The following is a 13,394-nucleotide window of genomic DNA, read 5'->3' as shown; positions in this document are numbered from 1 at the left end:
TCGGCGAACAGCGCGGCGGCCCGCCCCCGGGGACGAGGGGCGGGCCGCCGCGCGGCGCGGCACCCGTCAGAGCGTCTTGCCGGTGGCGGGGCCGACGAGCAGGCCGTCGCCGAAGGCGTCCACCCGGACGGTGTCGCCGTCCTTGACCTCGCCGGACAGGATCTCCTTGGCGAGCCGGTCGCCGATCGCCGTCTGCACAAGCCGGCGCAGCGGCCGGGCGCCGTACGCCGGGTCGTTGCCCTCGTCGGCGAGCCAGGCCAGTGCCTCCGGGGTGACGTCCAGGGTGAGGCGCCGTTCGGCCAGCCGCTTGGCGAGCCGGTCGATCTGGAGCCGGGCGATCCGGGCCAGCTCGTCGCGGTTCAGCGCCGAGAAGACGACCAGGTCGTCGAGCCGGTTCAGGAACTCCGGCTTGAAGGAGGACCGCACGACCTCCAGCACCTGCTGCCGCTTCTCCTCCTCGCCGGTCAGCGGCTCCACCAGGAACTGGCTGCCCAGGTTGGAGGTCAGCACCAGGATCGTGTTGCGGAAGTCGACCGTGCGGCCCTGCCCGTCGGTCAGCCGTCCGTCGTCGAGCACCTGGAGCAGGATGTCGAAGACCTCGGGGTGCGCCTTCTCCACCTCGTCGAGCAGGATCACGCTGTACGGCCGCCTGCGCACCGCCTCGGTGAGCTGGCCGCCCTCCTCGTAGCCCACGTACCCGGGGGGAGCGCCGACCAGCCGGGCCACGCTGTGCTTCTCGCTGTACTCCGACATGTCGATGCGGACCATGGCCCGCTCGTCGTCGAAGAGGAAGTCGGCGAGCGCCTTGGCGAGCTCGGTCTTGCCGACACCCGTCGGGCCGAGGAACAGGAACGAACCGGTGGGCCGGTCGGGGTCGGCGATGCCGGCCCGGCTGCGGCGCACCGCGTCGGACACGGCCCGCACGGCCTCGCCCTGGCCGATGAGCCGGCGGCCCAGCTCCTCCTCCATGCGCAGCAGCTTCTGCGTCTCGCCCTCCAACAGGCGCCCGGCGGGGATGCCGGTCCAGGAGGCGACGACGTCGGCGATGTCGTCGGGGCCGACCTCCTCCTTGACCATCGTGTCCCGGGCGACCTCCTCCTCGGCCTCCGAGGCGGCCTCCAGGTCGCGCTCCAGCTGCGGGATCTCGCCGTAGAGCAGCTTGGAGGCGGTGTCGAAGTCGCCGTCGCGCTGGGCGCGTTCGGCCTGGCCGCGCAGTTCGTCGAGCTTCTCCTTCAGCTCGCCGACCCGGTTGAGGGACTGCTTCTCCTTCTCCCAGCGGGCGTTGAGACCGCGCAGCTCCTCCTCCTTGTCGGCGAGGTCGCGGCGCAGCTTCTCCAGGCGCTCCTTGGACGCCTGGTCGGTCTCCTTGCTGAGGGCCAGCTCCTCCATCTTCAACCGGTCGACGGCGCGCTGGAGTTCGTCGATCTCCACGGGCGAGGAGTCGATCTCCATGCGCAGCCGGGAGGCCGCCTCGTCCACGAGGTCGATGGCCTTGTCGGGCAGGAAGCGGGAGGTGATGTAGCGGTCGGACAGGGTCGCGGCGGCCACCAGGGCGCTGTCCGCGATCTGCACCTTGTGGTGGGCCTCGTACCGGCCCTTGAGGCCGCGCAGGATGGCGATGGAGTCCTCGACGCTCGGCTCGGCGACCAGCACCTGCTGGAAGCGCCGCTCCAGCGCGGGATCCTTCTCGATGCGCTCGCGGTACTCGTCCAGGGTGGTCGCGCCGACCATGCGCAGCTCGCCGCGGGCCAGCATGGGCTTGAGCATGTTGCCGGCGTCCATGGCGGAGTCGCCGCCGGCGCCCGCGCCGACGACCGTGTGCAGCTCGTCGATGAAGGTGATGATCTGCCCGTCGGAGTCCTTGATCTCCGCGAGCACGGTCTTCAGCCGCTCCTCGAACTCACCGCGGTACTTGGCCCCGGCGACCATCGCGCCGAGGTCGAGGGCGACCAGCCGCTTGTCCTTCAGGGACTCGGGCACGTCGCCCTTCACGATCCGCTGGGCGAGCCCCTCCACGACGGCGGTCTTGCCGACGCCGGGCTCCCCGATCAGGACCGGGTTGTTCTTCGTACGACGGGACAGCACCTGCACGACCCGGCGGATCTCCTGGTCCCGGCCGATGACGGGATCGAGCTTGCCCTCCCGTGCGGCGGCGGTGAAGTCGGTGCCGAACTTCTCCAGGGCCTTGTACTGGCCCTCGGGATCGGCGGTGGTCACGCGGCGTCCTCCCCTCGCCCTGCGGAACGCGTCGAGCAGCTTCTTGGCGGTGGCCCCCTGCTGCTTGAGCACCTCGCCCGCGGCCCCGCCCTTCTCGGCGATCCCGATGAGCAGGTGCTCGGTGGAAAGGTACTCGTCCCCCAGGTCCTTGGCGCGCTCGCCCGCGTCGGCGATCACGGCGAGCAGCTCGCGGTTGGGCTGGGGCGGCGCCACGGTCGACCCGGTGACACTGGGCAGCGCGGCCAGGGCCCGTTCGGCGCCGGAGCGCACGGCCGCCTGGTCGGCGTCGACGGCGGCGAGCAGATCGGTGATGTTCTCGTTGTCCTGCCCCTGGAGCAGGGCCAGGAGCAGGTGGGCGGGCGTCAGATCCGGGTGCCCGTCCGTGACGGCCCGGTTCCCGGCCGCGTTGATCGCGTCCCGGCTCCTGTTGGTCAGCTCGGCGTCCACGTTCGCGTTCTCCTCCTCGGCGGCGGCCCGTCGGCCGTCTCTCCCCTGTCTCCCAGTGCTGACTTAACCAACGTACACAAAGTTGAGTCTATTCCACTCAAGGTTCGCGCGGGAGAGGGGCGGGTGGGTGCCGGACACCGTCAGGGGTTAGCTTCCGGGACATGAGCAGATACTCCGTGGACCCGGGCGCCCCGGACGCGCCGTACCTCGCCTTCTGGCGGGAGCGCCACCTGTGCACCCTGACCACGCTCCGTCCGGACGGCAGCCCGCACGTGGTGCCCGTCGGGGTGACGTACGACCCGGAGGCGGGGCTGGCGCGGGTGATCACGAACAAGGCGAGCACCAAGGTGGCGCACGTGCTCGCGGCCGGGGAGGAGGGCGCCCGGGTCGCCGTGTGCCAGGTGGCGGGGCGGCGCTGGGCGACCCTGGAGGGGCGGGCCTTCGTCCGCACCGACCCGGAGCGGGTCGCGGAGGCGGAGCGGCGCTACGCCGAACGCTACGAACGGGAGCCCGCGCCCAACCCGTCACGGGTGGTCATCGAGATCACGCTGGAACGGGCGCTGGGGCGCGGCTGACGGCTTTCGGCCACTGTGAAAACACGGCGAGGGCACGACATGTCCCCAGAAACTGCAGCGGCGTCACCGTGTTCAGGTCACGGTGACGCCGCTGCGGGGGGAAGCACCTGAGCGATCTGTTACGACGGGGGAATCGCGTCAGGCACTGCGGGGGGTGGCCGAGATCGTCCTCACGTCCGAGACATCCGGCTCAGCCAGCCGGTGGTCTCGTTGGTCAAGGTTCACAAAGATCATTCCGTACCGGATGGCGCAGCGCACGGGCTGTGGGGCCCCACGCGGCTTACGCAGGCACCGGTACGCCCGTACGTCCTCGTCCTCGTCCCGCGTGACCACGACAGGCTCGCCGAACACGGTCACCATCAGGGAGTCACCGCTGTGGGGGATGGCGGTGGCCAGGTCGATGAAGTGCCAGCCCGAGCGATAGGCGGTGGCCATCTCGCGGCGGAAGGATCGGTCGTCGGGAGGGATGGTCACGTCAGCTCCCGGCTCCGTCTGCCGGCGCGATCGGCCACGAGGTGTTGTCCTCTCCCATGGGCGACGCCACGATCGCGGGCCAGCTGGTGTTCGCCCGCACCTCGTCCTTCGCGCCGGAGAAGCCGCTCAACGCTCCCGCGGCGACGAGGGCGGAGAAGGCGGCGACAAGCACCGAGCGAAGCATTTTCTTACGCATAGTCGGCTTCGTCCTCACTTGAAGGTCCCCTTTTCCCCCGTCAGGTACGACGATGGCTCATTCGGACACGTCATGGCCACACAATCGGTGCATCATGTTCCTGCATGTTCAGGACCCTGGGGGGTGGAGATTTGGCAACGAATCGCATAAAAGCGACACATCCCCATGCGGTGACGGAACTGTGTGAGGAAGGCGGTCGCATTTATGCCGCCGCTCTGCGCGCGGGACGCGTCACGCGCGCGGACGCGGAAGTCGCCCCTTGCCTCATGGAGTTCGCGCTGCTCCACCCCGACCCCGACGACCCCGACTGGCTGCGTCCGGTGCCCCCCGCGGTGGCCCTCGCGCACCGGCTGGGGCCGCTGGAGCGCGAGATATCCGAGCGCCGGCGGCTGTCCGTGGAACTCGCCGACGTCTTCCAGCCGTTCCTCACGCTCAGTGCGCACGCACCGGCGGCGAGCGACTCCATCGCGCTGCTGGAGGGCGGCGACCGCATCAACGCGGCGCTCAACCTCGCGACCGAGCAGTGCCAGACGGAGGTGCTCACGGTCCAGCCCAGCGACCGGATCTCCGAGCGCAGCGTGCTGCGCGGGCTGGAGCGCGACCGGCCGCTGATCGAGCGCGGGGTGCGCATCCGCACGCTGTACCAGCACACCGCCCGGCACAGCCCGGAGAAGCTGGCCTACGCGGCGCACCTCGCGGACGGCAAGGCGGAGTACCGGACCATCGACGAGCTCGTGGAGCGGCTGATCATCTGCGACGAGACCGTGGCGTTCATCCCCATCCGCGACGACCAGCAGGTCGCCCTGGAGCTGCGCCAGCCCGGCCTGGTCCGCTACCTGATCAAGGTCTTCGAGTTCATGTGGAGCCGCGCGGTGCCGCTGAGCACCGGCGGGCCGTACGAGACCGCCCGCGACGGCATCACCGACATCCAGCACTCCATCGCCAAGCTCCTGGTGGAGGGCCACGTCGACGAGGCGATCGCGCGCCGCCTCGGCATGAACGTGCGCACCTGCCGGGCCCACATCGCCAAGCTCGCCCAGTCCCTCGGCAGCGGCAGCCGCGCCCAGCTCGGCTATCTGATAGCCCAGTCGGGGATCCTGGACCAGGACGTCCCGCCCGCCCCCCGCCGGCCGACCACGCCCTGACCCCCTCCGGGCCCCGGACACCGCGCGGCCCACGCGGGGCCGGTGGACACCGCGCGCACCACACGGGGTCAGCGGACGCCGCGGGTCTCCGGGTCCACGACGGCCACCGTGGGCTCCCCCGCGGGGCGTGGGGCGCCGTCCAGGCCCACCTGGGCGATGCGGACGCCCAGCTGGGTACGGCTCGCCGCGCCCAGGGTCTCCGAGAGGCGGGCGATGTGCGCGCGGCAGGTGCGGACGCTGATGCCGAGCCGCTCCGCGATCACCGCGTCCTGGTGCCCCTCCGCGAGCAGCGCCGCTATGGACTGCTCCCGGTGCGAGATGCCCTCGATGCCGGTGTCCGGCAGCGCGGCGGTGAGCGGGATCGCGAGCCGCCACAGCCGCTCGAACACCGTCACCAGGTACTCGACCAGCGCCGGGTGGCGCAGTTCCAGCGCCATCGTGCGGTCCGCGTTGGCCGGGATGAACGCCACCGTGCGGTCGAAGAGGATCAGGCGGTCGATCACCTCGTCCAGGGTGCGCGCCTCGACCGCGTCGCCCATCAGCTCCAGGTAGTTCAGCAGCCCCTGCCCGTGCCGGGCGACGTGCGTGTACAGGTCGCGCATCCGCACGCCCCGCCCGCGCAGCTCCAGCGCCCGGTGCAGCCCCTCGGTCAGCTCCGCCTCACGCCGGATGCCGCCCGGCTGCACGGTGAGCACCTCGTGCGTGCACGCCTCGGTCGCCTCGTCCATCGCCGCCTGGATCCGGGACAGCCCGTCCAGGACCCGTATCGAGGTGCCCTCCGCCGAGGCCGACGCCGTCGCCTGGAGCTGGCGGCCGAGTCCGGCGTACCGCTCGAACGCGGCGACCGCCGACCCCACCCGCCGCTGGCTCTCCCGGACCTCGTCGTAGACCCCGCGCAGCAGCCGGGTCATGACCTCCTGCGGGGAGGTCGGCACCAGCCAGTCCATGTCGTCGGGGTCGGGGTGCAGCAGGGCGAGTTCGAGGAGGCAGGGCACCGGGCCGGCGTCCGTGCGCGGCACGCGCCCCCGCCGTACGGCCCGGGAATACACGCGATCCCCGGCCTCGCACAGTCGGTCGGCACCGTGTGGATGCTCCTCCGTCCCGTGCCTGGCCATCGCCCATTTCACCCCCGGTCAACCGCCACTTCCGCAGCGCAACTATGCGCGGAGGACACCGGCTCCGCAACACGGCTCCTCGCACCGGGGCCGTCGGGATGCACCACTGTGCCCCGCTTCCTCCCGGCCTCACCCCCGCCCTTTGCAGGAAGGTGACGGGGCTCGACGCTACGAAAGCCGTGGGGATGTAAAGCGCTTGCGGGCCGTGCGGGAGAGTGGCCGAATCGCCGCACCGGGGCAGGGGGTTCGTCCGCTTTGCGGGACAGCGATCACCGTAGGGGTGGCCGGATCGGGACCGTGGGAAAACGCCGCCCCCGCACGCCGTCGACGGGCGTGCGGGGGCGCGGCGGAAGAAATATCCGAAGATGCCGGTGGAGTTCACCCGCCGGTGTTCACACCGGGGGCGTGAACACCGCGGCGGCGCGGGCTACTTGATGCCGTTGGCGACGCAGTCCGCCTTGTACTTGGCGGTGCAGATGTCGGAGGCCTTGTAGATGCCGTCCGCGATGACGGTGTCCTTGATGGTGCTCTTGGTCAGCGCGCTCACCTGGACCAGCTGGGCCGGGATGCCCTTGTTGGTGGGGCTGTTGACCTTGTCGCGGGTGAGGGCGTCGAACTGGATGTCCTTGCCCTGGATCTTGGCGACGGCCATCTCGGCGGCGGCCTCGGCCTCGTCCGGGTAGGACTTGTACACGCTCATGTACTGCTCGCCGGACAGGATCCGCTGCACGGCCTCAAGTTCGGCGTCCTGACCGGTGATCGGCGGCAGTTCGGTGACCCCGGCGTCCTTGAGGGCCGTGATGATGCCGCCCGCCATGCCGTCGTTGGCGGAGTAGACCGCGGCGATGTTGTCCTTGCCGATCGATTGGATCGCCTGGGCCATGTTGGCCTGGGCGTTCTCCGGCTTCCAGTCCTTGGTGTCGAAGGACGCCGCGATCGTCACCTTGCCGTTCAGCTCGGAGAGCGCGCCCTCCTTGAACTGCTTGGCGTTCGGGTCGGTCGGCGAGCCGTTCATCATGACGATCTTGTCCGAGCTGTCGGCGTCCGGACCGAGCGCCTCCAGCAGCGTACGGCCCTGCACCTCTCCCACGAGCTCGTTGTCGAAGGAGATGTAGGCGTCGATCGGACCCTCGGCCAGCCGGTCGTAGGCGATGACCGGGATGCCCGCGTCCTTGGCCTTCTTGACCTGGTCGGCGATGGCGTGCGCGTCCACCGCGTCGAGCAGGATGACGTCGACGTGGTCGTCGATCATCTTCTGCATCTGGGACGCCTGCTTGTCCGCGTCCGCGCCGGCGTTGGCGTACTCGACCCGGCCCTGCTTGCGGGTGAGGTCGGCCACCTTCTGCTTGATGATGGGGTAGTCGAACTTCTCGTACCGCGTGTTCGCCGTCTCGGGCAGCAGCAGCCCCAGGGTGACGTCGTTGCCCTTCGTCGGGCTCGCGTCGCCCGTGCCCCCCGTCGCGTTCAGTACGCCGCAGCCGGCGAGCGAGAGGACCATCGTGGATGCTGCCACGGGTATGGCGATACGACGCATTCGAGGCTCACTTCAGGTGCGTTTTGGACGTGGGGGCTGCTATGCGGCCCAGATGACTGAAAAGCCAACGCGCCAGCCGCACCCGCCGTCAAGCGGAACTACTTAACGAGTGCGCAACACCACGCTCCGCTGCGCCTGTGAAGGTTGAGCGGAACCCCCTGCAAACACCCTTTACCGACCCTACACCGAGGGGGAGTTACGCACCCACGCGGGACGACCGCCACGACGGCACGACACGGGGCGGCGGCACGCCGGGGCAACACGAAGGGGCCGGAAGGCTTGAACCTTCCGACCCCTTGACCAAGAACCAGCCGCACCCGACGTCAGTCGTCGTCAGTCGTTGGACTGCCTCTTCGGTCGCCACACGACGAGCGCACTGGTCTGCTGGACCTCCTGGTACGGCACCAGGTCGCGCCGGTACGACGCGTGCACCGCGGCCTCGCGCTGCTGCATCGCGGCGGCCGCGCCGTCCAGTGCCGCCTCCAGCTCCGCCACCCGGGACTGCAGCGCGGCGACCTGGTTCTCCAGTTCGATGATGCGCTTGATGCCGGCCAGGTTTATGCCTTCGTCCTGCGACAACGCCTGCACCTGGCGGAGCAGTTCGATGTCCCGGGCCGAGTAGCGCCGGCCCCGGCCCGCGGTGCGGTCCGGGGAGACCAGGCCCAGCCGGTCGTACTGACGCAGCGTCTGCGGGTGCAGGCCGGAGAGCTGGGCCGCCACCGAGATGACGTAGACCGGGGTCTCTTCGGTCAGTTCATAAGGGTTACGCCGACGGCCGTCCATCACCCTCAAGCTCCCTTCGCGGCCTCGAACAGCTCCGCCCGCGGATCCTCGCCCGCGGTCGCCTCGCGATACGCCTCCAGCGCGTCACGAGCCTTCCCCGCCAGGTCCTTGGGAACACTCACCTCGACGGTGACCAACAGGTCCCCGCGGGTTCCGTCCTTGCGGACCGCGCCCTTGCCGCGGGCGCGCATCGTGCGCCCGTTGGGGGTGCCCGGGGGCAGCTTCAGGGTCACGGGGGGACCGCCGAGCGTCGGGACCCGGACCTCGCCGCCGAGGGCCGCCTCCGCGAACGTCACCGGCACGGTGACCGTCAGGTTGTCGTCCTTGCGCCCGAACACCGGGTGCTCGCCGACGTGCACCACCACGTACAGGTCGCCCGCCGGGCCGCCGCGCTCGCCCGGGGCGCCCTTGCCGCGCAGCCGGATGCGCTGGCCGTCCGTCACCCCCGCGGGGATGCGGACCTGCATGGTCCGGGACGACTTGGCACGACCGCTGCCCTTGCACTCCAGGCAGGGGTGCTCGGCGATCAGACCGCGGCCCTTGCAGTCGGGGCAGGGGTCGGTGAGCGAGAAGCCGCCGCCCGAGCCCCGTGCCACCTGGCCCGTGCCGACGCAGGTCGGGCACACACGCGGCGTGCCGTTCTTGTCGCCGGTGCCCGAACACGCCTTGCAGGCGGCCTGCGAGGACATCCGCAGCGGGACCGTGGCGCCCTCGATGGCCTCCGTGAAGCTCAGCGTGACCTCGGACTCGATGTCCTGGCCGCGCCGGGGCTGTGTGCGCGTGCCCGCGCCGCCGCCCCGGTTGAACAGGCCGCCGAGGACGTCGCCGAAGCCGCCGCCGAAGCCACCGCCCGCGCCCTGCGCGCCGCCCGCGCCGCCGCCACCGGCGCCGCCGAACAGGTCACCCAGGTCGAAGTTGAAGCTGCCGCCGCCCGCGCCCGGCCCCGGGCGGAACCCGCCGTTGCCGAAGAGGGCGCGCGCCTCGTCGTACTCCTTGCGCTTCTTGGGGTCCCCGAGGACGTCGTTCGCCTCGGAGATCTCCTTGAAGCGCTCCTCGGCCCGGGTGTTGCCCTTGTTGGCGTCCGGGTGGTACTCGCGGGCGAGCTTCCGGTACGCCTTCTTGATCTCGGCCTCGGTGGCGTCCTTGGGGACGCCGAGGACCTTGTAGTAGTCCTTCTCGATGAAGTCCTTGGTGCTCATCCCCGACGTCCCTCCTTCCTGTCCTCCGCGATCCTGTCCTTCGCGATGACGTCAGCCCTCCTCCGGGCCACCGCTCTCCTTGTCCTCGGCCGCCGGAGCCTCGTCGGCGGACTCGGCCTTGGCGGCCGCGCCGGGCTGCGGTTCGGCGACGGCCACCCGCGCGGGGCGGATGGTGCGCTCGCCGATGCGATACCCGGGCTGGAGAATCGCCACGCACGTCGTCTCCGTGACGTCGGGCGCGTACGAGTGCATCAGGGCCTCGTGGACCGTCGGGTCGAAGGGCTCGCCCTCCTTGCCGAACTGCTGGAGGCCCATCTTGGCCGCGACCGTCTCCAGCGACTCCGCGACGGACTTGAAACCGCCGACGAGTTCGCCGTGTTCCCGGGCGCGGCCGATGTCGTCGAGCACGGGCAGGAGTTCGGTCAGGAGGTTCGCGATGGCGATCTCCCGGACCGCGACCCGGTCGCGCTCGACACGGCGGCGGTAGTTCTGGAACTCGGCCTGGAGGCGCTGGAGGTCCGCCGTGCGCTCGTTGAGCGCCGTGCGCACCTGGTCCAGCTGGGCGACCAGACCGGCGTTCTGGCTTGCGTCCCCGGCCGGGGCCGCCGCCTCCTCCGCGGAGGGGGAGGCGGCCTGCGGCTCGGCGTCATCGGGGGTGGCGCCGGAGGGGACGTCGGGCTTCTCCTCGAAGCCCGGGGTCTCCTCCGTCACGCGGCACCGTCCTTGCGCTCGTCGTCGACGATCTCGGCGTCCACCACGTCGTCGTCGGCCTTCGGGGCCTCGGCGCCGCCGGCGGCGGCCTGCCCGGCCTGGGCGTCGGCGTACATGGCCTGGCCGAGCTTCTGGGAGACGGCCGCGACCTTCTCGGTGGCCGTGCGGATCTCGGCGGTGTTGTCGGCGGCGGCGGAGTCGCCCTTGAGCTTCTCCTTCAGCTCGGCGATGGCGGACTCGACCTCGGTCTTGATCTCGCCCGGGACCTTGTCCTCGTTGTCCTTGAGGAACTTCTCCGTCTGGTAGACGAGCTGCTCGCCCTGGTTGCGGGTCTCGGCGGCCTCGCGGCGGCGGTGGTCCTCCTCCGCGTACTGCTCGGCCTCCTGGCGCATCCGGTCGACCTCGTCCTTCGGCAGCGACGAGCCGCCGGTGACGGTCATCTTCTGCTCCTTGCCGGTGCCGAGGTCCTTCGCCGTGACGTGCATGATGCCGTTGGCGTCGATGTCGAAGGACACCTCGATCTGCGGGACGCCGCGGGGCGCCGGCGGCAGACCGGTCAGCTCGAACATCCCGAGCTTCTTGTTGTACGCCGCGATCTCGCGCTCGCCCTGGTAGACCTGGATCTGCACCGACGGCTGGTTGTCCTCGGCCGTGGTGAAGATCTCCGAACGCTTCGTCGGGATCGTGGTGTTGCGCTCGATCAGCTTGGTCATGATGCCGCCCTTGGTCTCGATGCCGAGGGACAGCGGGGTGACGTCGAGGAGCAGGACGTCCTTGACCTCGCCCTTGAGGACACCGGCCTGGAGCGAGGCGCCGATGGCGACGACCTCGTCCGGGTTGACGCCCTTGTTGGCCTCCTTGCCGCCGGTCAGCTCCTTGACGAGCTCGGCGACGGCGGGCATACGGGTCGAGCCGCCGACGAGGACGACGTGGTCGATCTCGCTGAGCGAGATGCCGGCGTCCTTGATGACGTTGTGGAACGGGGTCTTGCAGCGCTCCAGCAGGTCCGCGGTCAGCTGCTGGAACTGGGCGCGGGTGAGCTTCTCGTCCAGGTGCAGCGGGCCCTCGGCGGACGCCGTGATGTAGGGCAGGTTGATCGAGGTCTCGGTGGACGAGGACAGCTCGATCTTGGCCTTCTCGGCGGCCTCGCGCAGCCGCTGGAGGGCCATCTTGTCCTTGGACAGGTCCACGCCGTGACCGGACTGGAACTGCTTGACCAGGAAGTCGACGATGCGCTGGTCCCAGTCGTCACCACCGAGGTGGTTGTCGCCGTTGGTGGCCTTCACCTCGACGACGCCGTCGCCGATCTCCAGCAGGGACACGTCGAAGGTGCCGCCGCCGAGGTCGAAGACGAGGATAATCTGCTCGTCCTTGTCGAGGCCGTACGCCAGCGCGGCCGCGGTGGGCTCGTTGACGATGCGCAGGACGTTGAGGCCCGCGATCTCGCCGGCCTCCTTGGTGGCCTGGCGCTCCGAGTCGTTGAAGTACGCCGGGACGGTGATGACCGCGTCGGTCACCTTCTCGCCCAGGTAGGCCTCGGCGTCCCGCTTCAGCTTCTGGAGGATGAAGGCGGAGATCTGCTGGGGGTTGAAGTCCTTCCCGTCCAGCTGGATCTTCCAGTCGGTGCCCATGTGTCGCTTCACGGACCGGATGGTCCGGTCGACGTTGGTGACCGCCTGACGCTTCGCCACCTCGCCGACGAGCACCTCGCCGTTCTTCGCGAAGGCGACGACGGACGGCGTGGTCCTGGCACCCTCGGCGTTGGTGATGACGGTGGGCTCGCCGCCCTCCAGAACGCTGACGACGGAGTTAGTCGTGCCCAGGTCGATGCCGACCGCACGTGCCATGGTGATTTCCTCCAGCTGACTTGAGTGGAACGGACTCAAGTGTGCATCAGGGTCCGCGCTGGGTCAACAGACCTGAGTCGCTACGACTCAACTCTTATCCGTTCCTTACACGCAACTGCGTCCTGACCTGCGAAGACACTCCACGCCGGGTTCCGTACACAGGCACCCGAACGAGGAGGAGCACGGCCAGCAGCGCCCCGCCGGCCACCCAGAGCGCGACCGCCGGGTCCGCCCAGCCGGTGTGCGCGAGCACCGCGACGAGTACCCCGGCGAAGGCCGCGAGGCCGAGCAGCACGGTGGTGCCGCGCGGGGTGAGCCCGAGCCGCCGCAGCCGGTGGCCGAGGTGGTCGGCCCCGGCGCGCAGCACCGGGCGCCGGGCCGCGAGCCGCGACACGACGACGAGCACGGCGTCGACGGCGGCCACCGCGGTGAGCGCGAACAGCACCCCGGCACTGGACCAGGTTCCGTACCCCGCGCGGGTGAACACGGCGGACGAGGCCAGCAGGAAGCCGGCGAACAGCGAGCCGCACGCGCCGAGTCCGATCCGCGCGGGGTGCAGGTTGTGCATCAGGAACCCGGTGAGCGCGGCGGCGAGCACGCTGAGCAGCACGGCGAGCCCGGCCATCATCTCGGCGGCGGCCAGGGCCCCGGCACCGAAGGCGGTGACGACGGCGACGGTGCCGGCGAGCCCGTCGGCGTGGTCGAGCCCCCGGAAGGCGAGGGTGACGAAGACGGTCCAGCCGACGGCGAGCAGCCCGCCGGCGACGCCCGTCTCGTCGTAGGGCACAACACAGGCCGCGGCGATCGCCGTACCGGCGACGAGCACCCGGGCGCGCAGCCGCCAGAGGTCGGCGACCAGTCCGAGCAGGGCGACACCGCCGCCCGCGACGAGCAGCCGGCCGACGCCGTCGCCGAGCGGCGCAGCCCGTGTCCAGCCGCCCACCCCGACGACGGCGCAGGTGGCGATCACGACGGCGACCCCGCCGAGCAGCGGGAGGGGCGGCCGGCTCCGCCGGTCGACGACTCCGGCGCGCAGGCCGGGGCCGCGGAGCAGCGCCGTGAGCACGGCGGCGAGCAGCAGGGCGGAGGTGGCGGCGAGAATCCCGTAGAGCACAGCTCTAAATTAGGCAGTAATGGACCGATTCGGTATG

12 protein-coding genes are annotated in these 13,394 nt (G+C 70.7%); 2 read left to right on the top strand and 10 right to left on the bottom strand.

Going from position 1 to position 13,394, the window contains the following annotated elements; translation table 11 throughout:
* Positions 1–66 precede the first annotated feature (66 nt).
* Positions 67–2,664: an ATP-dependent chaperone ClpB gene (clpB, locus tag AB0F77_RS28055; protein WP_361954352.1), complete on the bottom strand. Its 2,598-nt coding sequence runs from the start codon at positions 2,662–2,664 to the stop codon at positions 67–69.
* A 161-nt stretch (positions 2,665–2,825) separates the two neighbouring features.
* Between clpB and AB0F77_RS28050 the strand changes: the two genes are divergently transcribed.
* A complete protein-coding gene (locus AB0F77_RS28050) occupies positions 2,826–3,239 on the top strand; it encodes a TIGR03618 family F420-dependent PPOX class oxidoreductase (RefSeq protein WP_361954350.1) in 414 nt (137 codons plus the stop codon).
* Between the two features lie 138 nt (positions 3,240–3,377).
* On the opposite strand, the gene AB0F77_RS28045 is transcribed toward AB0F77_RS28050, so the two are convergent.
* Positions 3,378–3,674, bottom strand: a complete 297-nt coding sequence (locus tag AB0F77_RS28045) for a (2Fe-2S)-binding protein (protein WP_361954483.1) — start codon at positions 3,672–3,674, stop codon at positions 3,378–3,380.
* A 40-nt stretch (positions 3,675–3,714) separates the two neighbouring features.
* A complete protein-coding gene (locus AB0F77_RS28040) occupies positions 3,715–3,897 on the bottom strand; it encodes a hypothetical protein (protein WP_361954481.1) in 183 nt (60 codons plus the stop codon).
* Positions 3,898–4,013: 116 nt separating this feature from the next.
* On the opposite strand from AB0F77_RS28040, the gene AB0F77_RS28035 reads away from it, so the two are divergent.
* Positions 4,014–5,054 carry a helix-turn-helix transcriptional regulator gene (locus AB0F77_RS28035; RefSeq protein ID WP_361954348.1) on the top strand — a complete coding sequence of 347 codons (1,041 nt, stop codon included), beginning with the start codon at positions 4,014–4,016 and terminating at the stop codon, positions 5,052–5,054.
* 68 nt (positions 5,055–5,122) lie between these two features.
* On the opposite strand, the gene AB0F77_RS28030 is transcribed toward AB0F77_RS28035, so the two are convergent.
* From AB0F77_RS28030 to AB0F77_RS28000, 7 genes are all read right to left on the bottom strand, one after another.
* The gene (locus tag AB0F77_RS28030; RefSeq protein ID WP_361954346.1) at positions 5,123–6,169 is read right to left on the bottom strand and encodes a LuxR C-terminal-related transcriptional regulator; all 1,047 of its coding nucleotides are present in this window, start codon (positions 6,167–6,169) and stop codon (positions 5,123–5,125) included.
* A gap of 427 nt (positions 6,170–6,596) precedes the next feature.
* Positions 6,597–7,703: a substrate-binding domain-containing protein gene (locus AB0F77_RS28025; protein WP_361954344.1), complete on the bottom strand. Its 1,107-nt coding sequence runs from the start codon at positions 7,701–7,703 to the stop codon at positions 6,597–6,599.
* Between the two features lie 333 nt (positions 7,704–8,036).
* Complete coding sequence (locus tag AB0F77_RS28020) at positions 8,037–8,486, bottom strand: helix-turn-helix domain-containing protein (RefSeq protein ID WP_361954342.1); 450 nt, start codon at positions 8,484–8,486, stop codon at positions 8,037–8,039.
* 5 nt (positions 8,487–8,491) lie between these two features.
* Positions 8,492–9,685, bottom strand: a complete 1,194-nt coding sequence (gene dnaJ, locus AB0F77_RS28015) for a molecular chaperone DnaJ (protein WP_361954340.1) — start codon at positions 9,683–9,685, stop codon at positions 8,492–8,494.
* Between the two features lie 51 nt (positions 9,686–9,736).
* Positions 9,737–10,396: a nucleotide exchange factor GrpE gene (gene grpE, locus AB0F77_RS28010; protein ID WP_361954338.1), complete on the bottom strand. Its 660-nt coding sequence runs from the start codon at positions 10,394–10,396 to the stop codon at positions 9,737–9,739.
* The gene (gene dnaK / locus AB0F77_RS28005; RefSeq protein ID WP_361954336.1) at positions 10,393–12,243 is read right to left on the bottom strand and encodes a molecular chaperone DnaK; all 1,851 of its coding nucleotides are present in this window, start codon (positions 12,241–12,243) and stop codon (positions 10,393–10,395) included. Before dnaK ends, grpE begins: the two co-directional genes overlap by 4 nt.
* A gap of 94 nt (positions 12,244–12,337) precedes the next feature.
* On the bottom strand, positions 12,338–13,357 hold the full coding sequence (locus AB0F77_RS28000) for an MraY family glycosyltransferase (protein WP_361954334.1): 1,020 nt from the start codon (positions 13,355–13,357) through the stop codon (positions 12,338–12,340).
* Positions 13,358–13,394: the final 37 nt, after the last annotated feature.

It is taken from the genome of Streptomyces sp. NPDC026672, assembly GCF_040638185.1.
Lineage (GTDB): Bacteria > Actinomycetota > Actinomycetes > Streptomycetales > Streptomycetaceae > Streptomyces.
This window is presented reverse-complemented; position numbering and strand designations above follow the sequence as displayed.